The organism is Arthrobacter sp. fls2-241-R2A-172 (assembly GCF_030208885.1).
In the GTDB taxonomy this organism is placed as follows: domain Bacteria; phylum Actinomycetota; class Actinomycetes; order Actinomycetales; family Micrococcaceae; genus Arthrobacter.
Genome location: NZ_JARVTB010000011.1, coordinates 110501 through 131652, shown reverse-complemented (window position 1 = coordinate 131652; position 21152 = coordinate 110501). Strand labels below are relative to the sequence as shown.

At 63.1% G+C, this 21152-nt stretch carries 18 protein-coding genes; 9 read left to right on the top strand and 9 right to left on the bottom strand.

Annotated elements, in window-relative coordinates:
* Nucleotides 1-5: 5 nt before the first annotated feature.
* Both cydB and QRM57_RS15995 read right to left on the bottom strand, forming a co-directional pair.
* Nucleotides 6-1103 carry a cytochrome d ubiquinol oxidase subunit II gene (cydB, locus tag QRM57_RS16000; protein WP_284987277.1) on the bottom strand — a complete coding sequence of 366 codons (1098 nt, stop codon included), beginning with the start codon at nt 1101-1103 and terminating at the stop codon, nt 6-8.
* 19 nt (nt 1104-1122) lie between these two features.
* Nucleotides 1123-2712 (bottom strand): cytochrome ubiquinol oxidase subunit I, encoded by a 1590-nt coding sequence (locus tag QRM57_RS15995; protein WP_284987276.1) that lies wholly within the window; start codon nt 2710-2712, stop codon nt 1123-1125.
* 281 nt (nt 2713-2993) lie between these two features.
* On the opposite strand from QRM57_RS15995, the gene QRM57_RS15990 reads away from it, so the two are divergent.
* Both QRM57_RS15990 and QRM57_RS15985 read left to right on the top strand, forming a co-directional pair.
* Nucleotides 2994-3380, top strand: a complete 387-nt coding sequence (locus QRM57_RS15990) for a BlaI/MecI/CopY family transcriptional regulator (RefSeq protein WP_211714067.1) — start codon at nt 2994-2996, stop codon at nt 3378-3380.
* 5 nt (nt 3381-3385) lie between these two features.
* Entirely contained in the window at nt 3386-4372 is a 987-nt protein-coding gene (locus tag QRM57_RS15985) for a M56 family metallopeptidase (protein ID WP_284987275.1), read from the top strand.
* 19 nt (nt 4373-4391) lie between these two features.
* Here the strand turns inward: QRM57_RS15985 and QRM57_RS15980 are convergent, their stop codons facing one another.
* Entirely contained in the window at nt 4392-4928 is a 537-nt protein-coding gene (locus QRM57_RS15980; RefSeq protein ID WP_257368399.1) for a Chromate resistance protein ChrB, read from the bottom strand.
* A 33-nt stretch (nt 4929-4961) separates the two neighbouring features.
* On the opposite strand from QRM57_RS15980, the gene QRM57_RS15975 reads away from it, so the two are divergent.
* Nucleotides 4962-6170 carry an MFS transporter gene (locus QRM57_RS15975; protein ID WP_284987274.1) on the top strand — a complete coding sequence of 403 codons (1209 nt, stop codon included), beginning with the start codon at nt 4962-4964 and terminating at the stop codon, nt 6168-6170.
* Here the strand turns inward: QRM57_RS15975 and QRM57_RS15970 are convergent.
* Nucleotides 6167-8275, bottom strand: a complete 2109-nt coding sequence (locus QRM57_RS15970; RefSeq protein WP_235520477.1) for a DNA gyrase/topoisomerase IV subunit B — start codon at nt 8273-8275, stop codon at nt 6167-6169. The two genes, QRM57_RS15975 and QRM57_RS15970, sit on opposite strands and share 4 nt — an antisense overlap.
* A 256-nt stretch (nt 8276-8531) precedes the next feature.
* Here QRM57_RS15970 and QRM57_RS15965 point away from each other — a divergent pair, with 256 nt between their 5' ends.
* On the top strand, nt 8532-8753 hold the full coding sequence (locus QRM57_RS15965; RefSeq protein ID WP_018778705.1) for a DUF7455 domain-containing protein: 222 nt from the start codon (nt 8532-8534) through the stop codon (nt 8751-8753).
* 173 nt (nt 8754-8926) lie between these two features.
* On the opposite strand, the gene QRM57_RS15960 is transcribed toward QRM57_RS15965, so the two are convergent.
* From QRM57_RS15960 to QRM57_RS15945, 4 genes are all read right to left on the bottom strand, one after another.
* Nucleotides 8927-10231, bottom strand: coding sequence for an RNA polymerase sigma factor (locus QRM57_RS15960; protein WP_235520476.1), 1305 nt, complete (start codon nt 10229-10231; stop codon nt 8927-8929).
* Between the two features lie 244 nt (nt 10232-10475).
* On the bottom strand, nt 10476-11726 hold the full coding sequence (locus QRM57_RS15955; protein ID WP_257368407.1) for a DUF4192 domain-containing protein: 1251 nt from the start codon (nt 11724-11726) through the stop codon (nt 10476-10478).
* A gap of 78 nt (nt 11727-11804) precedes the next feature.
* On the bottom strand, nt 11805-13166 hold the full coding sequence (locus tag QRM57_RS15950) for an MFS transporter (RefSeq protein WP_257368408.1): 1362 nt from the start codon (nt 13164-13166) through the stop codon (nt 11805-11807).
* Between the two features lie 35 nt (nt 13167-13201).
* Nucleotides 13202-14140 (bottom strand): proteasome assembly chaperone family protein, encoded by a 939-nt coding sequence (locus QRM57_RS15945; protein ID WP_257368409.1) that lies wholly within the window; start codon nt 14138-14140, stop codon nt 13202-13204.
* Nucleotides 14141-14490: 350 nt separating this feature from the next.
* Between QRM57_RS15945 and QRM57_RS15940 the strand changes: the two genes are divergently transcribed.
* From QRM57_RS15940 to QRM57_RS15925, 4 genes are all read left to right on the top strand, one after another.
* Nucleotides 14491-16014 (top strand): leucyl aminopeptidase, encoded by a 1524-nt coding sequence (locus QRM57_RS15940; RefSeq protein ID WP_284987273.1) that lies wholly within the window; start codon nt 14491-14493, stop codon nt 16012-16014.
* A 294-nt stretch (nt 16015-16308) separates the two neighbouring features.
* On the top strand, nt 16309-17691 hold the full coding sequence (gene lpdA / locus QRM57_RS15935; RefSeq protein WP_235520471.1) for a dihydrolipoyl dehydrogenase: 1383 nt from the start codon (nt 16309-16311) through the stop codon (nt 17689-17691).
* Nucleotides 17692-17804: 113 nt separating this feature from the next.
* On the top strand, nt 17805-19538 hold the full coding sequence (sucB, locus tag QRM57_RS15930) for a 2-oxoglutarate dehydrogenase, E2 component, dihydrolipoamide succinyltransferase (protein ID WP_284987272.1): 1734 nt from the start codon (nt 17805-17807) through the stop codon (nt 19536-19538).
* 131 nt (nt 19539-19669) lie between these two features.
* A complete protein-coding gene (locus QRM57_RS15925; RefSeq protein WP_235520469.1) occupies nt 19670-20023 on the top strand; it encodes a hypothetical protein in 354 nt (117 codons plus the stop codon).
* Between the two features lie 130 nt (nt 20024-20153).
* Here QRM57_RS15925 and QRM57_RS15920 read toward each other — a convergent pair whose 3' ends face one another.
* Nucleotides 20154-20537 (bottom strand): VOC family protein, encoded by a 384-nt coding sequence (locus QRM57_RS15920; RefSeq protein WP_257368414.1) that lies wholly within the window; start codon nt 20535-20537, stop codon nt 20154-20156.
* A 132-nt stretch (nt 20538-20669) separates the two neighbouring features.
* On the opposite strand from QRM57_RS15920, the gene QRM57_RS15915 reads away from it, so the two are divergent.
* Complete coding sequence (locus QRM57_RS15915; protein WP_235520467.1) at nt 20670-21098, top strand: OsmC family protein; 429 nt, start codon at nt 20670-20672, stop codon at nt 21096-21098.
* Nucleotides 21099-21152 lie beyond the last annotated feature (54 nt).

Sequence of the window (21152 nt, the reverse complement as noted above, 5' to 3'; positions counted from 1 at the left end):
GGCGTTCAGGCTCCCGGGTGGGTTGGCTTGCCGGACGGGGTACCGGCCGAACCCGGTTCCTTGGAAACCAGGACTTTCGCGGCGATCGCAGGCAAGAACCCGTGCGCCTCGGGGATGTGCGCTGCACTGACGCGACGCCGGAATACCCAGTACGTCCAGGATTGGTAGGCAATGACCAGCGGCAGCCCTACGGCGGCAACAATACTCATCAGGCCCAACGTGTAGTCCGAAGACGAGGCGTTGGAAATGGTCAGGTTGAAGGCGGGATCGATCGTGGAAGGAATGACCACCGGGAACGCCGCACCGAAGATCGAGGCCGTGGCGCAGACAATGAAAGCGCCGAGGGCACCGAATGCCCGCCCCTCGGATCCTGCCCGGGCCAACTGCCAGGCCAGGACTACGGCCACCACCGCGGCTGCCACCAAGGCCCAGGTCCACGGCTTCCCGCTCAGGAACTGCACCGCCAGCATCCAGCCGAACATCGGCAGCACGGCAACCGGGACCAGCCGCACAAACCAGCGGCGCGCACGGTGCCGGACATCGCCGTCGGTCTTCAGTGCCAGGAAGGCGAGGGCGTGAACCAGGGCGAACGCCACAACGCCGAATCCGCCTAGGAGCGCGTACCCGCTGAACCAGGACATTGGACCGCCCACACGGTCACCGTTGTCGTTCAACGGCAGGCCCGTTGTTGTCAGCGCCAGGGCGGCGCCGATACCGAAGGCGGCAACGAAGGAGCCGACGGCGATGGCCCAGTCCCAGCGGTTGCGCCACCGCACGGAGTCAACCTTGCCCCGGTACTCGAAGGCGACCGCGCGGAAGATCAGGGCCGCGAGCACGCACAGCAACGGCAGGTACAACGCCGAGAACAAGGATGCGTACCAGAGGGGGAACGCAGCGAAGGTTGCACCGGCCGCAGTGAGCAGCCACACCTCATTGCCGTCCCACACCGGACCAATCGTGTTCAACAGGACGCGGCGGTCGGTGTTGTTGCGGGCGAACAGCTTCATGAGCATGCCGACGCCGAGGTCGAAGCCCTCCAGGAAGAGGTAGCCGGTCCACAGAACGGCGATGGCCACGAACCAGATAGTTGGCAACAGTTCCATTGTCAGTTTCCCTTGGCTTCTAGTAGGCGAATGCCAGGACGTCGTCGCCGGACTTGTCCGGGCCGTCGTCGCTCTTGTCGTGCTTGTCTGTCTCCTTGGCGTGGGCAAGTTCAGGCATCGCCGACGCCACTCCGCCGCGGATGTACTTGACCAGCAGCTTCACTTCAACCACCAGAAGCACGGCGTAGATGGCGGTGAGGACCACCAGCGAGGTCATGAGCTCGCCCGCACTGACCCCCGGAGAGACAGCTGCCGCTGTAAACATGAAGACCTGGTCGATCCCGTTCATGTCAGGATTCGGGGCCACCACGAACGGCTGGCGTCCCATCTCCGTGAAGATCCACCCGGCCGCATTGGCACCGAAGGGAGCAAGAATCCCGAAGACCGCCAGGCGCATGAGCCACCTGGACTGGGGCACCACACCCTTGCGGGTGACCCACAGGGCCAGCAGGGCCGCGAGGGCTGCGATGCCACCAAAGCCGATCATCATGCGGAAGCCCCAGTACGTCACTTCCATCACGGGAACATAGTGGATCTCCTGGCCGGCGCGCTCGCCGTACAGCGGGTTGTCGGGCAGGTGGGTGCCGTACTTTTCCTTGTATTCACCGAGCAGGCTGTTGACGCCCTTGACCTCGGTGGTGAAATCGCCTTTGGCCAGGAAGGACAGGATCCCCGGGACTTCGATGACGGCCACAATGTCATCGCAGTTCGAAGCACCGAGGTTGCCCACGCTGAGCACCGAGAAGCCAGTGCCATCGTGGCAGGCGGCTTCAGCGGCGGCCATCTTCATGGGCTGCTGTTCAAACATCAGCTTGCCTTGGAGGTCGCCGGTAATGGCGGTCCCCGCGAAGGAAATCATGGCCACTACGGCACCGATCCTCAGTGATCTCATCCATACCGTGTAATCGGCCTTGTCGCGGCCTGGAATTGCAGCCTCGCCCGGAATCAGCTTGCCGTCGGCACCCACCACGTCTATCCCGTCGTGGCCCCTGCGCCACAGGTGGTACCAGGCGATTCCCAGCAGGAAGGCACCCGCAACGGCCAGTGCGCCGAACAGGGTGTGCGGCACTGCGACCAATGCTGTGTTGTTGGTAAAGACTGCCCACGCATCTGTCATAACGGGACGGCCATCCACCATCTCCACACCAACAGGGTGCTGCATCCAGGAGTTCGCCACGATGATGAAGTAGGCGGAAAAGACCGATCCGATCACTGCGATCCATAGGCAGGCCAGGTGCACGCCACGCTTGAGCTGCTTCCAGCCGAAGATCCACAGTCCCAGGAACGTGGACTCCACGAAGAAGGCAAGCAGCGCCTCAAGGGCCAGCGGAGCGCCGAAGACGTCGCCCACGAACCGGCTGTACTCACTCCAGGCCATCCCGAACTGGAATTCCTGCACGATTCCGGTTGCCACGCCCATGATGAAGTTGATGAGGAACAGCTTTCCCCAGAACTTGGTCATGCGCAGGTACTCTGGCTTGCCCGTGCGGTACCAGAGGGTCTGGATGATGGCCACCACCAGGCCGAGGCCAATGGTGAGGGGCACCATCATGAAGTGGTAGACGGTAGTGATGCCGAATTGCCAGCGTGCGATTTCCAAAGCGTCCATGGCTGTCCTTTGTGCGGTGGACCGAAGTGCAATGACGGTACTTCTACGTTCTGTAGAAAACGTGTCTTCTACACAGTGTAGAACAAATGGCGGCAGACCAAACCCATTCTTCAAGTGGCGTTACGCACGCGCAAGGCCCTCCTCCGGCCCGCGGCGCGCCGATAGTTCTACCTGACGTAGAATGGAGAGTTGAAAAGCGGTAAATTAGTGAATGAATGTTGGATCGTCGCACCGGGCGGCAGAAGTGCTGTTGTTGGGATGCGGAAGGTAGGGACGTATTGATGGCAAGTCTTGGGGAACTGGAACGGGCAGTCATGGATCTGCTCTGGGCAGGCCAGGAGGCTGCAACTGCCAACACCCTGCGCGATCTCCTCGCGCAGGATTCCGAAGCCGGCGATGGCTCGGCAGGGCACCAGGGCAAGGACCTGGCCGTGACCACGGTTCTTACTGTCCTCTCCCGGTTGGAAAAGAAGGGCCTTGTGGAGCGTGAGCGCGGAACCCGCCCGCACCGCTACCAGGCCGTTTCCAGCCGCGCAGACCACACCGCCGAGCTCATGCACGAAGTCCTTGGCTCCGCTCCGGACCGGGAAGCCGTCCTCGCCCGATTCATTGGCTCCGTCACTGAAAGCGAAGCCGCAACACTGCGCAAACTGCTCGGCTACAATTAGCCACTATGTTCTGGACCTCATACCTGCTTGCGGTCCTGGCATTGATCCTGGCATGGCCCGTGCCCGTTCTGCTGTCGCGAGCACGGTGGCCTGCACGCTCCCCCTTCACAGCCATGGTGCTGTGGCAGGCGATCGCCCTGGCCGGTGGGCTTTCCATGATTGGCGCCATGCTTGTGTATGGCCTGGAACCCGTGGGCGACAACCTCCTCGCCGGCCTCCGGAGCCTGGCAGGAATGGTCTTCTACAACGAACCCACCACGGCGCTGGGATTCTGGCATCTCTTCGCCCTGTCGGCAGCTGCCCTGCTGACAGCCCACTTGGTCTTCACTCTCCTGCTGACCTACTACAAGATTGAACGCCAGCGGCGCCGGCACCGCGAACTACTGGCCCTGCTGGCATCACCCTCCGACGACGGACCGGGAACCGTGGTAATCAACCATGACTCGCCAGTGGCGTACTGCCTGCCCGGCGGCGCCCGCTCAGTGACCGTGCTCTCCGATGGCCTCATGGCAGCCCTTGAACCCGCCGAACTCAGGGCCGTCCTCATTCACGAGAATGCACACCTTTCCCAACGCCACGACCTTCTGCTGTGGGCCTTCGCCGCCTGGCGGCAGGCCTTACCGTGGTTTCCCACCACCCGGCTCGCCCAGACCGCCGTGAACTCCCTGATCGAGATGCTGGCCGACGACGTCGCCCTCCGAACGGAAAGCAAAGGGACACTCATCAAGGCAATCGCCATTGTCGCCAGCGGTTCGTCCCAGCCGACCATTGGAACCCACGCCTTCACCACAGGAGGCGCGGTGGTGGAGGGCAATTCAGTCAGCGCTACCGGCGGCGCCGATTCTCCACGTACGACGGCGTCCCGCGTCAGCCGCCTCCTCTCGCCGCTGCCTCCGCTCACCAGAGGCCTGCGGATCCTGGTCCTCGCGGCCTCAATCCTCCTGCTGGCCGTACCGACAGCCCTGCTGATCGTTCCCGGACTCCTGGGCTAGTGTCGGGACCGGCACGTGGCTACTGCTGCAGTGTGACTTCATAGACCCTTGAGGCATAGCGCTCAAGGGCGGTCCCGCACCGCGCAAGATGGTCGGCTGCTTCTCCCGCCTGTGGAAGATGCAGGACATCGCGGGACTTCAATTCGCGGAACCAGCGCCTCAGGCGTTCCAGGCTCTGTTCCTCCTCCTCCAGCTCGGCGAACGTAAACTTTTCGTGGGCAACTTCCTTCACGATTTCCTGTTCGAACTTGCCACAGTCCGCCATGAACTCGGACCACTCCTCCAGTCGGGCAGCTTCATACGCACTCCGGAAGGTGTCCACGCCCTGGTTACGGGGAGAGGCGTCCACCAACGTCCAGGAGCCACCGCCGTTGGCAACCAGTTCTTCGGCCCGGGCCAATCCGGCGTCGAAGGACGGATGGACGGGAAGCAACCAGGTCCCCGGCGACAGCGGTACCGCGCCAATCCGGCGAAGTTCACGCCAGACCGCCACCCTGTGCCTGGACGGCTGCGAAGGTACCTGGACGAGGATCAGTAGCCAACGTTGATCAATCACAATTCTGAATGTAGCAGCTGTTACATTTGTTCCGTGAATGCCTCAGAACCCTCCGACTCAGCGCGCCTGGTCGCGGCCCAACGATGGCCCCTCTATGCAGCAGGATTTACCACCGCGTTCGGAGCCCACGCCGTCGCCGCAGGGCTGGGGGCCGAAAGCGCGGACATCGGGCTCAGCCTCCTGGGGCTGGGCATCCTGCTGGCCCTTTACGACATCGCAGAGGTGTTCCTCAAACCGGTTTTTGGCGCCCTCAGCGACCGCATCGGCCCCAAGCCGGTGATCGTGGGCGGTCTGGTTGCTTTCTCCGCCGCTTCCCTTATTGGCCTCTGGGCAGATCAACCGGCAATGCTTGCCGCAGCCCGCCTGGGACAGGGAATGGCAGCGTCGGCGTTCTCCCCCGCATCATCCGCTGGCGTTGCCCGGCTGGCCGGGGGAAAGACCGGTCGCTACTTTGGCCGCTACGGCTCGTGGAAAGGACTGGGCTATGCCATAGGGCCACTCCTGGGGGCCCTGGCCATCGTGGCCGGCGGCTTCGCCTTGCTGTTCCTTGTCCTGTCGGCCCTTGGCCTGGTGGTGGCAGCGTGGGCTGCATTCTCCGTTCCACCGCTGGCACCGCTTCCCCGGCCCAGGTACACCATCGTCGATGTGTGGCGCCAAAGCACGGAGCGCTCGTTCCTGGGACCAACGCTGGTCCTTGCCGCCGCGACGGGAGCCCTGGGTGCCGCCGTCGGATTCCTCCCGGCTCTTGCTGCCCGCGAAGGCCTAGGCACAACCGGCAGTGTTGCCGTGGTGACGGTGCTCGCCGTTGCTTCATCCCTGGTGCAGCCACGCATCGGCAGCCTGCGGGACCGGGGCCGGCTTGCCGATAGGCCCGGCATGATGGCCGGACTGGCTGCCATTGCCGTCGGCACGCTCGTAGCCGCGCTCCTTCCCGGCGCCGGCTGGACTTACGGCGCCGCTGTCCTGATCGGGCTCGGAATAGGCGTCGCGACGCCGCTGGCTTTTGCCCATCTCGCCGACTCGACCCCTCCGGAGCGCCTGGGCCGGACCATGGGGTCGGCGGAGCTCGGACGCGAGCTTGGCGACGCAGGCGGCCCGTTGCTGGTGGGCGGAGTTGCCGTCGCCGCCGGGCTGCCATGGGGACTGTGTGCGTTGGCCCTGGCCGTGGGAGCAACAGCACTGTCGGCCCCCGCGGGCCGCACCGCAAAGGACAACACCGCGCCGACTACGCCCAGCGCCTAAGCGTCGATACGTTCCCTGTCGAGTGTCGCTGCCCCGGCAATAATGAACTCCTTGCGCGGCGCAACGTCCGAACCCATCAAGAGGTCGAACACTTCTTCTGCCCGCTGCGCGCTGTCGATGCCTACCTTCCGGAGGGTCCTGTGCCGCGGATCCATGGTGGTCTCGGCCAGTTGTTGAGCATCCATTTCACCAAGGCCCTTGTACCGCTGGATGGGCTCTTTGTAGCGCTTGCCCTCCTTGGCGAGGTTGTTGAGGAGCACGTGAAGCTCGGCCTCGGAGTAGGTGTAGATCATCTCGTTGGCCTTCTGGCCCGGGTTGATAACCTCAACCCGGTGCAATGGCGGGACGGCGGCAAATACCCGGCCGGCTTCAACCATGGGACGCATGTAGCGGAAAAACAGCGTCAGCAGGAGGGTGCGGATGTGCGCGCCATCGACGTCGGCGTCGGTCATGAGTATGACCTTGCCATACCTGGCAGCGTCAATATCGAAACTGCGGCCCGAGCCTGCCCCCACCACCTGGATCAGTGCCGCGCACTCGGCATTGGAGAGCATGTCCCCCACCGAGGCCTTTTGCACGTTGAGGATTTTGCCTCGAATCGGAAGCAGCGCCTGGAAGTCGGATGAGCGCGCAAGCTTGGCTGTACCCAGCGCGGAGTCGCCCTCAACGATGAACAGTTCCGAGCGGGCAACGTCGTCGGTGCGGCAATCAGCGAGCTTCGTGGGCATTGACGACGTTTCCAGGGCGTTCTTGCGACGCTGGGTTTCCTTATGGACACGGGCCGAGATGCGTGACTTCATCTCGCTGACCATCTTCTCCAGAAGGAGCGCCGACTGGGCCTTGTCGTTGCGGTTGGCCGAATTCAGCCGGGAAGTGATTTCCTTTTCAACGACCTTCGCCACAATCGCCCTGACCGCGGAGGTGCCGAGAATTTCCTTGGTCTGCCCCTCGAACTGGGGCTCCGCCAGGCGTACCGTCAACACGGCGGTCAGCCCGGCGAGGATGTCATCTTTCTCGATCTTGTCGTTGCCGGCTTTGAGCTTGCGGGCATTCGTCTCCACAGCCTTGCGGAAGGTCTTCAGCAGGGCAGCCTCAAACCCCGACTGGTGGGTTCCGCCTTTGGGGGTGGCGATGATGTTAACGAAGCTGCGCATGGTGGTCTCGTACCCGATACCCCAGCGCAGGGCAATATCCACCTCGCAGTCGCGCTCGACTTCCGCGATCTTGCTGTGGCCGTTTTCGTCCAGGACGGGCACGGTTTCCTTGAACTTTCCTGAACCATGAAGGCGCCAGACGTCAGTCACACCGGAATCGGCTGCAAGGAATTCGACAAACTCGGAGATCCCACCGTCGTGGTGGAATACCTCTTCGTGGGCACCGTTCTCGCCCGGCGTCCCGGCCAGCTTTCGTTCATCACGGACCGTAATTTTCAGGCCCGGAACCAGGAAAGACGTCTGGCGGGCACGCGCCGCCAGGTCGTCATAGGAGAACTTTGCGTCAGGAGTAAAAATCTGGCGGTCTGCCCAATACCGGATGCGGGTACCGGTCACGCCACGCTTGGCCTTGCCCACGACGTCCAGCACGGACTTCTCCACAAAGGGCTCAAACGGGGCGTCGGGCCCGGGCTTGGAACCTGGGTCCACGAACCGGCCGGGCTCGCCGCGGCGGAACGACATCTGGTAGGTCTTGCTCCCCCGGTCCACCTGGACGTCCAGCCGGCTCGACAAGGCGTTGACCACTGACGCACCCACGCCATGCAGGCCACCGGAAGCAGTGTACGAACCGCCGCCGAACTTGCCACCTGCGTGCAGTTTGGTAAAGACAACCTCGACGCCGGAGAGTCCGGTTTTTGGCTCGACGTCCACGGGGATGCCACGGCCGTCGTCGTGAATTTCGACAGAATTGTCGGCATGCAGGATCACCTTGATGTCGTGTCCGAAACCTGCCAACGCCTCGTCCACCGAGTTGTCAATGATCTCCCACAAACAGTGCATGAGACCGCGGGAGTCGGTGGACCCGATGTACATGCCCGGACGCTTTCGAACGGCTTCCAGGCCTTCAAGGACAGACAGGTGCCGGGCGTTGTATTCAGAACTCGGTGCCACTCGCGGTGTGCTCCTTCAGAGGTATATCTCAGGGTGTTTCCCAGCCGTGATATCGCTGGTAATTCAAGGCAAACACTGCCAATACTAGGCTAGCTGCGGCCACCGACAGGTACGGGTTGCCACTCCCGGGCCAGGGCAACCCGGAAGGTTACGTTACGCACATGTGATACGCGGACAGCGAAAGTGACCCATCCTTGCCATGGATCTGCGTCGAATGCTGGTTATATGGATGTACAGAACTACTAAGGAGGCCGACATGACAACAGCAGTTGCAGACCGCACGCTGAACGCAGCTGACCGGTGCGATCGTTGCGGAGCCCAGGCGTATGTCCGCGTTGTACTCGAGTCCTCCGGTGGTGAGCTTCTTTTCTGCGGCCACCACGCACGTGCAGTTGAAGCTACGCTTCGGCCCATGACTTCGGACTGGCACGATGAGACCGAGCGCCTCAATGAGAAGGCTCCCGTCCCCGTCGACTAAGGCAGGGCACACCGGCAAAGTCCGGAAAACCGTTTGAGCGCACAGGGCTCCTCCCGATCGGGAGGAGCCCTTTTGCGTTGTCCCCGCCATGTTCAGACGCCAGGTGTGTTGCGGACAAGAAAGCGGCCCAGCCGGAGATCCGACTGGGCCGCCCACTGGGTGCCTCGAACTGTTTAGTCCAGGTAGTCCCGGAGGACCTGTGAACGGGAGGGGTGCCGCAACTTGGACATGGTCTTCGATTCGATCTGACGGATACGCTCGCGCGTCACTCCATAGACCTTGCCGATTTCGTCTAAAGTCTTCGGCTGGCCGTCGGTCAGGCCGAAGCGCATAGCCACGACGCCGGCTTCACGCTCGGACAGGGTGTCCAGGACGGAATGCAGCTGCTCCTGGAGGAGGGTAAAGCTGACCGCGTCCGCGGGAACAACAGCTTCCGAGTCCTCGATCAGGTCACCGAACTCCGAGTCGCCGTCCTCACCCAACGGGGTGTGCAGGGAAATAGGCTCACGGCCGTACTTCTGGACTTCGACGACCTTCTCGGGCGTCATGTCCAGCTCCAACGCCAATTCTTCCGGCGTAGGTTCGCGGCCGAGGTCCTGGAGCATCTGCCGCTGGACACGGGCCAGCTTGTTGATGACTTCCACCATGTGCACCGGGATACGGATGGTGCGGGCCTGGTCAGCCATCGCGCGGGTGATGGCCTGGCGGATCCACCAGGTGGCGTAGGTGGAGAACTTGAAGCCCTTGGTGTAGTCGAACTTCTCCACGGCGCGGATGAGGCCCAGGTTGCCTTCCTGGATCAGGTCGAGGAAGAGCATGCCACGCCCGGTGTAGCGCTTGGCCAGCGAAACAACGAGCCGCAGGTTGGCCTCAAGGAGGTGGTTCTTGGCGCGCTTGCCGTCGTGGATCACGAATTCCAGTTCGCGCTTGAGCTTCGGGTCCATGGATCCGTCGTCAGCGTTGATCTTTTCTTCGGCGAAGAGTCCGGCTTCAATGCGGAGGGCGAGGTCGACTTCCTGCTCGGCATTCAGCAGGGCGACCTTACCGATCTGCTTCAGGTAGTCCTTGACGGGGTCGGCCGTAGCGCCGGCCGACATGACCTGCTGCACGGGAGCATCGTCATCATCGGCATCAGAGTAAACGAACCCGGAACCGGACGGAGCTGCCTTTTCCTTGGGGGCAGCGGCATCCTCTGCGTCGTCATCTCCGACTTCAACCTCTTCCGCTGCAGCGGGATCGAAGTCTTCGTCTTCGGCGTTGGCGTCCTCGGCGTCTGAGGACTGGTTCGCGGCTTCAGCGGCGGCCTTCGCGCCGGGCTTGGGTCCGCGCTTCTTGGGTGCAGGCTTGTCAGAGCCAACCTCTGAGGCTTTGTTGGCAGCACGCGTAGCGGCGCGCTTTGCCGATGTGGCCGCCTTCTTTTCCTCAGCGGACAGTTCGGCCAGGTCGGCGGGTTCCTTCTCGACGGAAGACGGGGTCACAGAAAACCTTTCTAGCGGCGGTCTGTGGAATCACCATACGGGCAACACCACTATGACCCTGTCAAGTCCGCGATCAATTTCAAATGTGATCGCCGCCTGCAGAGTCCTTATGTAGAACTCCCGACGACGCTGTTATGTTCCCGATCTCCGGGACACTTCAGGCATTCGAACGCGGACCCAACCGGGTCTCGGCATCCATTGTCTCACGATTTTGGAAAACCCACGCCTGATAAATGGTCAAGCACTACACAGAAAGGTCACGCCGCCCCCGCCAGGCCGATTCAGGGCGTCGCGCCCACTCGCAAATGGCACCCTGCGCCAGAACGTCACTGAGCAGTTCTGCCAACCGGTAGCCGGGACACGCTGACTCTGCGAGCTCCAGGCTGGCATGGGCTATTGAGCCCCTGCCTTTGCACCAGGAAATCCAGCCTTGGATGGTCAAGGCTGCCGCAGCCACGGCACCGTTTTCCTCTTCGACGCACAGAGTCGACATAACCTGTTGCAGGGCGTGGAGCTGAGGCCAAAGGGGCACCTCTGGCCGCATTCCCAGAAGCACGTCGCCGTAGGTGTACACGTCCACCGCGCTCCACGACCCGGCCGACGACGCTTCGGACGCAACGGCTGGCACCCCCACCTCGCACGGATCGAAGACGGGGTCTTCCCCGCCTTCATCATCAAAGAACCCGTATGCCGCGGCTCCGGACTTTGCCGACTCGATTCCGGCGGCTGCCATGACGATGACAGCGTCCCGCCATGCCGGGACCTTCAGTGTCATCCGCAGGAATCCTACGAGCGCGGCATCCTGTCCCGGGTGTAACGGAGCGCGTTCCCCCCTGGTCGTGATGACGTGCTGCCAAACGGCCAGGACCGCGTCCAAGCACCGCTCGCTGCGCCACAGGCTGAGCATCCGCTCACCGTAGTGCGTTTCCGCCTCGAGAACTCCCGCATCAAGGCTCCCGGGCCGGGCGAGGGACGACGTGCCTGGGCCCGCTCCCGGTGGTGGACCGACCATACTCCCCTGGTACACCAACTCTGCGCTCAGCCTGCTGTCCCTAATGCTGTCGACGGAGCGGCCGGGCACCGGGCAACAACCTATATCAGTGCAGTAAGCACTGCGCCAATAGTCCTTTCCCACCAACCACGCGTCCCGAACAGATAAATCCACCTCGTCCAGGCATTGACGCAGCTCCTCGAGTAGCGGAACCATGGTGCGGACCACGGCACCGTCTGCCCAACCGGAATCGGAGTAGAGGGCCAGGAGAACGCCATCCGCTTCTTCGTCAGCGATCAGGTAGCTGCGGACCCGGTCGGCGAAACCGGCAAGCACCTGCGGCGCATGTCGGGCGGGAAGATCGACGCGCAGTGTCGCGCCGAGAACCTTCCCCTGCATGGTGATCGCTACGAGGCTGTCTTCAGGCCAGTAGCCCAACATATGCGGAATGTAGCCGAGGACGTCTTCGGGTTGGCGGATGCTCAGGATCTTGTTTGTTGTCATGGCTCCAGCCTGCGCAGGCCGCGTCGGCACCACCAGAAACCATTCGCCGTATGTGGAAAAGCTGCGGTCGTTCTTCCCCTAGGCGCCGTTCGGCCCGTTGCCCACGGCCCGCTGGTTGCGACGACGCTCTATCCGTTCCCGGCGCTGCTTGGCGAGCGTAGCCACCAAGGGAGGCACGTGGATTCCCTGGGCAGCCATCTGCCGGCGGACCTTGCGCCGTGTCATCAGGATCAGGACCGTTCCAAGCCCAAGGAGCACGAACTGAACGCTGAGGGCAATGCGGAAGGACGCCAGGCCGTACAACTCACCACCGGAGAAGCCACTTGCATTGAGCAGGTCCAGGACAAGGCCAATGAGGTAGATCGCGACAAGCGCCGCGATGAAGCCCCCGACGTTGACGATCCCTGTTGCCGTGCCGATCCGATGGGAAGGGTTGAAGGTGCGGGCGAAGTCGAATCCAATCATGGATCCAGGGCCACCAATGGCCAGCACAACCACGAGGATCACCAGGAGCCATAGGGGGGCACGTTCAGGCAAGGCCAGGACCGCAGCCCAGGCCAGGGCCGTGGCGAGCGTGATCAGCAGGACCAGCGCAGATCGTCGCATGGGATGCTTGGCGACGAAGCGTCCGAAGCCTGGACCTGCCACGATGGCCGTACCCACAAAGAGCGCCATCAACGCCGAAACCGTGCCAGCGTCCAGGCCTTGGGCGGAGAGCAGGAATGGGTAGCCCCAGGTCATCGCAAAGAGGTTTCCACTGAATTGCACGGTGAAGTGGCTCCAGAGCCCGAGCCGGGTGCCGGGCTGCTTCCAGGCACGCGACAGCGAGACGCCGGTAGCCCGGAGCCCTTGACCCTCAGCCCGCGGCGGGTGCCCTGGAGGCGCGTCCCGCAGTAGTGCAAGCACCAGGACGACGGCGAGCACCGACATTGCGGCCAGCGTCAGGAACGCCGGCGTCCAACCGGCGGAATGCAGGAGCAGCGCGAAGGGAACGACGCTGAAGAGTTGTCCCAGTTGGCCGCACATCCCCGTGAGCTGGGTAACCAGCGGCACCTTGGCCGGGGCAAACCATAAGGGGACCAGGCGGATCACGGAGATGAAGGTCATGGCATCGCCTGCCCCTACCAGGACCCGACCCAGGACCCCGCCGGGAACACTCTCAGCGAAAGCCAACTGCAACTGTCCCAAGCCCATGAGGACGGCACCACCGGCCACCATGGCACGGGAACCGAAGCGGTCCACCAGGACACCCACCGGGATCTGCAGGCCAGCGTAAACCAGCAACTGCAGCACGGTGAAGAAAGAGATCGCAGCAGCACTGGCGTCAAAACGTTCGGTGGCTTCCAGGCCTGCGACACCAAAGGATGTACGCTGCGCGACTGCCACCAGGTAGGCGAACACGCCGATTGTCCAGATGAGCCAGGCGCGGGGAGCATTCACCCCCCAATTATGCCTCCCGGGACTTCAAAGCTGATTTATTGCGGCGAGTCTTTACGGGCCAGGTATGCCTCAACTGCTGCGCCGATGTCCTCGGCGTTGGGCAGCTCGTCATTCTCGTCGGCCAGCAACGAACGGCGCACAATGCCTTCGGATTTCTCGTCGTACCGGGTCTCCAGGTTGGAAACCACGGCTTGAACCTCTTCGGAGGCCTGGATCTGCTCGGCGATCTGGCGGCCCACTTCGCGTCCCGCTTCACGAAGCCGGTCGGTGGGCAGCATCAAGGATGTTGCGGCCCCCAGGTACTCCAACCCTGCCACGGCGGCTGGCGGGTACTCGGCTTCGGCAAGGTAGTGCGGGACGTGGATGACGTAGCCTGCCACGTTTCGCTCCGCTTCAGTGAGCCGAAGCTCAAGGATGTGGCCAATGGCGGCGGGCACCTCGACGGTGGGCTTCCAGCTGGAGATGCCATCGATCAGTTCGGGCCGGTTTCCGTGCACCGTGACGCCAACCGGCCGCGTGTGCGGTACCGGCATGGGGATGGAATGAATCCACGTCACCAGGTTCACGTCCAGCTTCTCGACGATTCCGACGACGGCCCGGGAGAATCGCTCCCACTGGAGGTCCGGTTCAAAACCGGCCAGCAGGAGGAAGGGCTGGCCGAGGCCGTCGTTCAGCTTGTACAAGCCCAGCTTCGGGGCCTGGTAGTCCTCGAGGTGGTCTTCGACGAAGCTGATGTGCGGGCGCCGCGAACGGTAGTCGATGAGCTGGTCGGCGTCGAACATGGCAACTACCTGGACGTCGTCTCCATCCAGGAGCTCGGCGTTGATCTGCCGGACCACGTGACCGGCATCGGCGAAGCCCGTGAAGCCCATGACCATGTCCAGGCCCCGGAGTTCAGGACTGTGGAACGTCTCGATGTTGCTCGCATAGAGCGACTCGGGGTCCAGGAGGGAGCCGGATATCCGTTCAAACACGGCATGTTCCTTTCACGAAGACAAACTTCACGACAACGACAAATTTCAGGGTGGCCAGCTGTTGCCGGAGGTTGGAACCAGGGACTCCACCCGCCCGGCAGCGGCACTCTTCTCTAGTTGTACAACGCACCGCTTCGACCGGGCATTCCTGCCCCCGTTGTGCTGCAGCTCTCATTTAATTGCTGTCCAAAGCACCCGAGAGACTACGATCGAAACGGACCGGCGCCTTTGCGGCGCCGGTCCTGAACTCCAAGGCCGCCGTCGCAAGATGACGTGGGGCGACAACCGGGGCAGGCCGCCAAACATGCGGCCCCGCCATGCAATGCAGAGAGAAGTGAGGACAGATCCTCGTGGTCAAGACTACTGACATCATCCTGGGCATCATCGCCAAAGACCTGAAAAAGTCCCCCAGCGACGCCCTTGTGCTTGGCGTTGTGCAGGGAACGGACGGGCCCGTCCTGCTGTCGAACCCGTTGAGCGCGAAGGCGGCCGAATCGGTAGCCGGCTCCCTTAAGCTGCTGGGGATCACGGGCGCGGCGGATCAGGTTCACCGGCTCCCGGGGCTGACGGAAACGGGTTCGGAGATCCTGGTCCTGGCGGGCGTGGGCAAACTGCTCGACGGCGGCAGCCTCACCGAAGAGGCTCTGCGCCGCGCAGCAGGATCTGCCGTCCGACAGCTCGCAGGCGTCTCATCGGTAACCCTCGCATTCCCGACGACCACCGTCGCCGACGTCGCAGCAGTCGCCGAAGGTGCGGCCCTGGGCGCCTACTCCTACACGGAGCACCGCTCCAGCAAGGACGGCCTGAAGGCTCCGGTCGCCAAAGCCCTGATTTTCTCGGATGTAGACGCCAAGGACGCACAGCCCGCATTGGACCGGGCAATCATCCTGGCACGCGCAGTCAATGCCACCCGGACGCTGGTCAACCAGCCGCCCAGCCACTTGTACCCCGAGTCGTTTGCCGAGTCCGCCAAGGAACTCGCCAAGGGCCTCCCTGTGAAGGTAACGGTCTGGGACGAGAAACGACTCGAAAAGGAAGGTTTCGGGGGCATCATGGGCGTCGGCAAGGGTTCAACCCGCCAGCCCCGCCTGGTCAAGGTCGAATATGCCCCTGCCAAGGCCACCAAGAAGATCGCCCTCGTCGGCAAGGGCATCACGTTCGATACCGGCGGCATCTCGATCAAACCGGCGCTGGGGATGGGCGACATGAAGAGCGACATGGCCGGTGCCGCCGTCGTACTTAACGCGGTCCTGGCCATCGCCTCGCTTGGCCTTCCCATCAAGGCGACCGCGTGGCTCTGCATTGCGGAGAATATGCCGTCCGGTGCCGCGCAGCGGCCCGCCGACGTGCTGACGGTCTACGGCGGCAAGACGGTCGAAGTCCTAAACACTGACGCCGAGGGCCGCCTCGTTATGGCAGACGGCATCGTCGCGGCCAGCTTGGAGAAGCCGGACGCCATCATTGACGTTGCCACCCTCACGGGCGCCCAACTGATTGCTTTGGGCCTGCGTACTGCCGGGGTCATGGGCTCCGACTCCGTCACTGCTGCCCTGAAGTCAGCCGCTGACAGGGCCGGTGAGCTGGTGTGGCCGATGCCCCTGCCCGAAGAACTGCGGCCGAGCCTGGACTCGCAGGTTGCGGACCTGGCCAACATCGGTGAGCGCAACGGTGGCATGATGACCGCTGCGGTCTTCCTGCGCGAGTTCGTGGGCAAGAACGGCGACGGCCAGCAGATCCCGTGGGCGCACGTGGACATTGCCGGGCCGTCGTTCAACAACGGCAGCCCGTACGGCTACACCCCCAAGCAGGGCACCGGCTGCACCGTGCGGACCTTGGTTGCCTACGCCGAGGACCTCCTGGCGGTATCCGCCTAGCATCATTCCCTGCCCTCCAAGGGCGTGCGGGCCCCTGCGCATCCATGCAACGGGGCCCGCACAACCCCGGAATTATGCGGCGTGTAGGGCTGTGTCACAAGTGAACGTGAGTCTCGACACAAGCGCACCACAAACGCCCGCGGAGGGTGGAGCATGGGTAGGTGGTTCGCTAAGGTGAACTCGGTAGTCACAAATGCAAGAGAACTTAGGTGCTGGCATAATCACGGCAGAACAAGTTCCAAAGACCAGATGGCACGCAGTCCCGTGTCATCACTCACGCGAGGGAGCGTTTTAGTGGCCGATCAGGCAACTGCGCAAGAATTCGACATCCTGGTACTCGGTGGCGGCAGCGGCGGCTACGCCACTGCCCTGCGGGCCGTGCAGCTTGGGTTCACCGTTGGCCTTGTGGAAAAGGCAAAGCTCGGCGGGACCTGCCTGCACAACGGCTGTATTCCCACCAAGGCCCTCCTGCACTCGGCCGAACTGGCCGACCATGCACGCGATTCCGCCAAGTACGGCGTTAACGTCACGCTGGACAGCATCGACATGCCGGCCGTAAACGCATACAAGGACGGCATTATTGCCGGAAAGTACAAGGGCCTCCAAGGACTCATCAAGTCCAAGGGCATCACCGTCATCGAAGGTGAAGGCAAGCTCCAGGGCAACAACACCGTCGTCGTGAACGGCACGTCCTACACGGGCAAGAACATCGTCCTTGCCACGGGTTCCTACTCCCGTTCGCTGCCTGGCCTCGAAATCGGCGGCAAGGTCATCACCTCGGACCAAGCCCTCACCATGGATTACATCCCCAAGAGCGCCATCGTCCTGGGCGGCGGTGTTATCGGCGTCGAGTTCGCTTCCGTATGGAAGTCCTTCGGCGTTGACGTCACCATCATCGAAGGCCTTCCCTCCTTGGTTCCCAACGAGGACGCCTCGATCGTCAAGAACCTCGAGCGCGCCTTCAAGAAGCGTGGCATCAAGTTCACCACCGGGATCTTCTTCCAGGGCGTCGAGCAGAACGACGACGGCGTCAAGGTCACCTTGGTCGACGGCCAGACGTTCGAAGCCGATCTCCTGCTCGTAGCAGTCGGCCGCGGTCCTGTGACCGCAAATCTGGGCTACGAAGAAGCCGGCATCACCATCGACCGTGGTTTCGTCATCACCAACGAACGCCTCCACACCGGCGTTGGCAACATCTACGCCGTGGGCGACATCGTCCCGGGCGTCCAGCTTGCACACCGCGGCTACCAGCAGGGCATCTTTGTCGCCGAGGAAATCGCCGGCCTCAACCCGGCCATCGTCGAGGACATCAACATCCCCAAGGTCACCTACTGCGAGCCTGAAATCGCCACCGTCGGCTACACCGAAAAGGCCGCCAAGGCCAAGTTCGGCGACGACCAGGTGCAGACCCAGGAATACAACCTTGCCGGCAACGGCAAGAGCTCCATCCTTGGTACCGGTGGCATCGTCAAGCTCGTCCGTCAGAAGGACGGCCCCGTAGTTGGCATCCACATGATCGGTTCGCGCATCGGTGAGCAGATCGGTGAGGCCCAGCTGATCGTGAACTGGGAAGCCTACCCGGAGGATGTGGCCCAGTTGGTCCATGCCCACCCCACCCAGAACGAAGCACTGGGCGAAGCCCACCTCGCCCTCGCGGGCAAGCCGCTCCACGGCTAAGTCTTTACCCAAGACAAACGGGTCGGGTGCATGCGGCGGAATCAGCCGGATGCACCCGACCCGGACCAGCAGAATTCATCCGCACAAAGATCAATAAGGAGAACGGGGACGACATGTCTGAATCCGTTAACTTGCCCGCCCTCGGTGAGAGTGTCACCGAAGGAACCGTCACCCGCTGGCTCAAGCAGGTTGGTGACCGGGTGGAGATCGACGAGCCGTTGCTCGAGGTTTCAACCGACAAAGTAGACACCGAAATCCCTTCTCCGATCTCAGGCGTCATCGAAGAAATCCTCGTCGCTGAAGACGAGACGGCCGAAGTTGGCGCCCCCTTGGTCCGCATCGGCGACGGCTCAGGCTCTGCTGCCGACGCCGCGCCGGCCCAGGAGGCTCCGGCTGCGCCCGCAGAGGAAGCACCCGCTGCACCTGCACCCGCGGAAGAGGCTCCCGCAGCACCTGCTGCCGACGCTCCCGCAGCCTCCGGCGGCGAAGGCCACGAAGTAACCCTCCCGGCACTCGGCGAGAGTGTCACCGAAGGAACTGTGACGCGGTGGCTCAAGGCCGTGGGCGACACCGTTGAGGTTGACGAACCGCTCCTCGAGGTTTCCACCGACAAGGTCGACACCGAGATCCCCTCCCCCGTTGCCGGTACCCTTCAGGAGATCCGCGTCAACGAAGACGAGACTGCTGAAGTTGGCTCTGTCCTGGCCGTCATCGGCTCGGGCGCGGCACCTGCGGCGGCTCCGGCCGCGGCACCTGCGCCTGCTGCCGAGAAGCCCGCTGAGGCACCGGCTGCGCCTGCCGCTGCGCCTGCACCTGCAGCCCCCGCGGCTGCAGCGGCTCCCGCGGCCCCCGCCGCTGCGCCTGCACCTGCTGCCCCGGCCGCCGCACCCGCCAGTGATGCGTCTGCCTCGGAGTCCGGCTACGTCACTCCCCTGGTCCGCAAGCTTGCCAACCAGCACGGCGTAGACATCACCTCCGTTGCCGGCACCGGCGTCGGTGGCCGCATCCGCAAGCAGGACGTCCTTGCTGCCGCTGAAGCCAAGCAGGCTGCAGCTGCACCGGCAGCCCCGGCCCCCGCTGCAGCGCCCGCTGCCAAGTCGGCTGCGCCGGTCGTGGCTTCGTCCCTGCGTGGCACCACGGAGAAGGCCCCGCGTATCCGCCAGGTCATCGCCCGCCGCATGCGCGAGTCCCTTGAGGTCTCCACCCAGCTGACCCAGGTGCACGAGGTCGACATGACCAAGATCGCCAAGCTCCGCCTCAAGGCCAAGAACTCGTTCCAGGCCCAGAACGGTGTCAAGCTGACCTTCCTGCCGTTCATCGCCAAGGCAGTTGCCGAGGCCCTGAAGCAGCACCCCAAGCTGAACGCTGCGTACGATGAGTCCAAGCAGGAAATCACGTACCACAACGCCGAGCACCTGGCGATCGCCGTCGACACTGACAAGGGCCTCCTGGTCCCCGTCATTTCCGACGCAGGCAACCTCAACCTTGCTGGCCTGGCCGGCAAGATTGCCGACGTCGCGGGCCGTACCCGTGATGGCAAGATCGGTCCGGATGAACTGTCCGGCGGTACGTTCAGCATCACCAACATCGGTTCCGTTGGTGCACTGTTCGACACCCCGATCATCAACCAGCCGCAGGTTGGCATCCTGGGCACCGGCGCCATCGTCAAGCGCGCCGTTGTGGTTGCCGATGAGAACGGCGACGACTCGATTGCCATCCGCTCCATGATGTACCTGTCGTTGACGTACGACCACCGTCTGGTGGACGGTGCCGACGCCGGCCGCTTCCTGCAGACCCTCAAGGCCCGCCTTGAGGAAGGTGCTTTCGAAGCAGACCTGGGTCTCTAGGATCACGAACCCGTAAGCACTGCGGAACTGAAAGGGCAGGTTGCCGGATATCCGGCAACCTGCCCTTTTGCTTTAACCACCTGCGCGTGGCTTTGCTACGCGACGTAGAACCCTCTGGATAAGCTGGAGCCATGAGTATTCTGTTCAGCATTCTGGTGTTCTTCCACATCGTCGGCGCAGCCATGATCGTGGGTTACTGGATCGCGACCCTCCGGGAGCCCACGGTCCACCCCCGCCAGCGCGACGGCGCGTTCCTCCAGCTCCTGACGGGCATTGCCATGATGGGTGTCCTGCCGATGCTTCCCAACGCCGATCCCAACTACTTCAAGCTGGGCGTCAAGTTCGCCATCGCAGTGGCTGTAGCGGTCCTCGCCGTCATTGGCTCCCGCAAGGTCAAGAACGGCGAACCGGTGTCCACCGGCCTGGCACACAGCGTGGGTGGCCTCGCGCTGGTGAACATCGCCATCGCCACTCTTTGGAACTGAACCGGATTCGATCCGCGGTAGCTTTCCCGTAGAAAGCACTGCCGTCCCGTCCTGCAAGCCTGCAGGGCGGGACGGCTTCTGCGTTAAGAGGTAGGGACGCTGACGCAGCCACGCTGGTTACCCGCGCTGGCTACTCCTGGGCAATGCAGAACTCATTACCCTCGGGGTCACGCATTACGTCCCAATGGAAATCTGCAATATCGTGGCCCTCGACAAAAGTAGCCCCCAGCGACTCGGCCTTCACCCGCAAAGCCGCGGCGTCGGCGTCGTGCAGGTCCAGGTGGAGGCGACGTCGGCCTTCCGTTGGTGCTGCGACTTGTTGAAAAGCCAACCGCGGCAGGCCGGGCTCCGCGGAGCGCAACCAAATGAATCCCTCATGCTCCGCGGCTATGGGCATCTCCAACAGGTCCGACCAAAAAGCGGCAAGGCGGGAAGGGTCCACCGCGTTAACCATGATCGAAGCTATTCTCGGGGCACGGCGTTGGGCGCCGGATGATTTTTCCTGTGTGTCCATTCGGCCAGTCTAGGGGTCACAATCCACTGTCAGCAGAATGGCCGTGCAGTCCTGCCGCCAAATCCCTAGGATTGATCCCGGTGGCACCGGCCCATGCTGGTTGCCGACTCACAACGACCCCAAGGAGTGGACATGGCAGCAACACGTACCGCACACACGGTTTGGAACGGCACCCTCATCGAAGGCGCCGGCAACACCACGCTGGACAGCTCAGGCCTGGGCACCTTCGATGTCACCTGGAAGGCACGCACCGAGCAGTCCGGCGGCAAGACCAGCCCTGAAGAACTCATCGCCGCAGCCCACTCCGCTTGCTTCTCCATGGCTTTCAGCCACGCCTTGGCCGGAGAGGGATTCACCGCGGAAGAGGTCAACACCAAGGCTGATGTAACTTTCGTCCCGGGTACCGGTATCACCGGAAGCCACCTCACCATGACCGCAAAGGTCCCGGGCCTCTCGGAAGAGGACTTCCGCCGCATCTCCGAAGACGCAAAGACCGGCTGCCCCGTATCCGGCGCTCTGGCAAGCATCGAGATCACCTTGGATGCCACCCTCGCCGCTTAGGCTTCCCCTCAGCATCAGATACATCAAAGAGCCCCGCCGCTTCCTTGCGAAGCG

What these genes read in the sequence shown, in the direction of transcription:
- QRM57_RS15915 (WP_235520467.1), top strand. Translation starts at nt 20,670, where the DNA reads ATGGCAGCAACACGTACCGCACACACGGTTTGGAACGGCACCCTCATC.
- QRM57_RS15955 (WP_257368407.1), bottom strand. Translation starts at nt 11,726, where the DNA reads ATGACAACAAACAAGATCCTGAGCATCCGCCAACCCGAAGACGTCCTC.
- sucB (WP_284987272.1), top strand. Translation starts at nt 17,805, where the DNA reads ATGTCTGAATCCGTTAACTTGCCCGCCCTCGGTGAGAGTGTCACCGAA.
- QRM57_RS15925 (WP_235520469.1), top strand. Translation starts at nt 19,670, where the DNA reads ATGAGTATTCTGTTCAGCATTCTGGTGTTCTTCCACATCGTCGGCGCA.
- QRM57_RS15985 (WP_284987275.1), top strand. Translation starts at nt 3,386, where the DNA reads ATGTTCTGGACCTCATACCTGCTTGCGGTCCTGGCATTGATCCTGGCA.
- QRM57_RS15965 (WP_018778705.1), top strand. Translation starts at nt 8,532, where the DNA reads ATGACAACAGCAGTTGCAGACCGCACGCTGAACGCAGCTGACCGGTGC.
- QRM57_RS15990 (WP_211714067.1), top strand. Translation starts at nt 2,994, where the DNA reads ATGGCAAGTCTTGGGGAACTGGAACGGGCAGTCATGGATCTGCTCTGG.
- QRM57_RS15920 (WP_257368414.1), bottom strand. Translation starts at nt 20,537, where the DNA reads ATGGACACACAGGAAAAATCATCCGGCGCCCAACGCCGTGCCCCGAGA.
- cydB (WP_284987277.1), bottom strand. Translation starts at nt 1,103, where the DNA reads ATGGAACTGTTGCCAACTATCTGGTTCGTGGCCATCGCCGTTCTGTGG.
- QRM57_RS15995 (WP_284987276.1), bottom strand. Translation starts at nt 2,712, where the DNA reads ATGGACGCTTTGGAAATCGCACGCTGGCAATTCGGCATCACTACCGTC.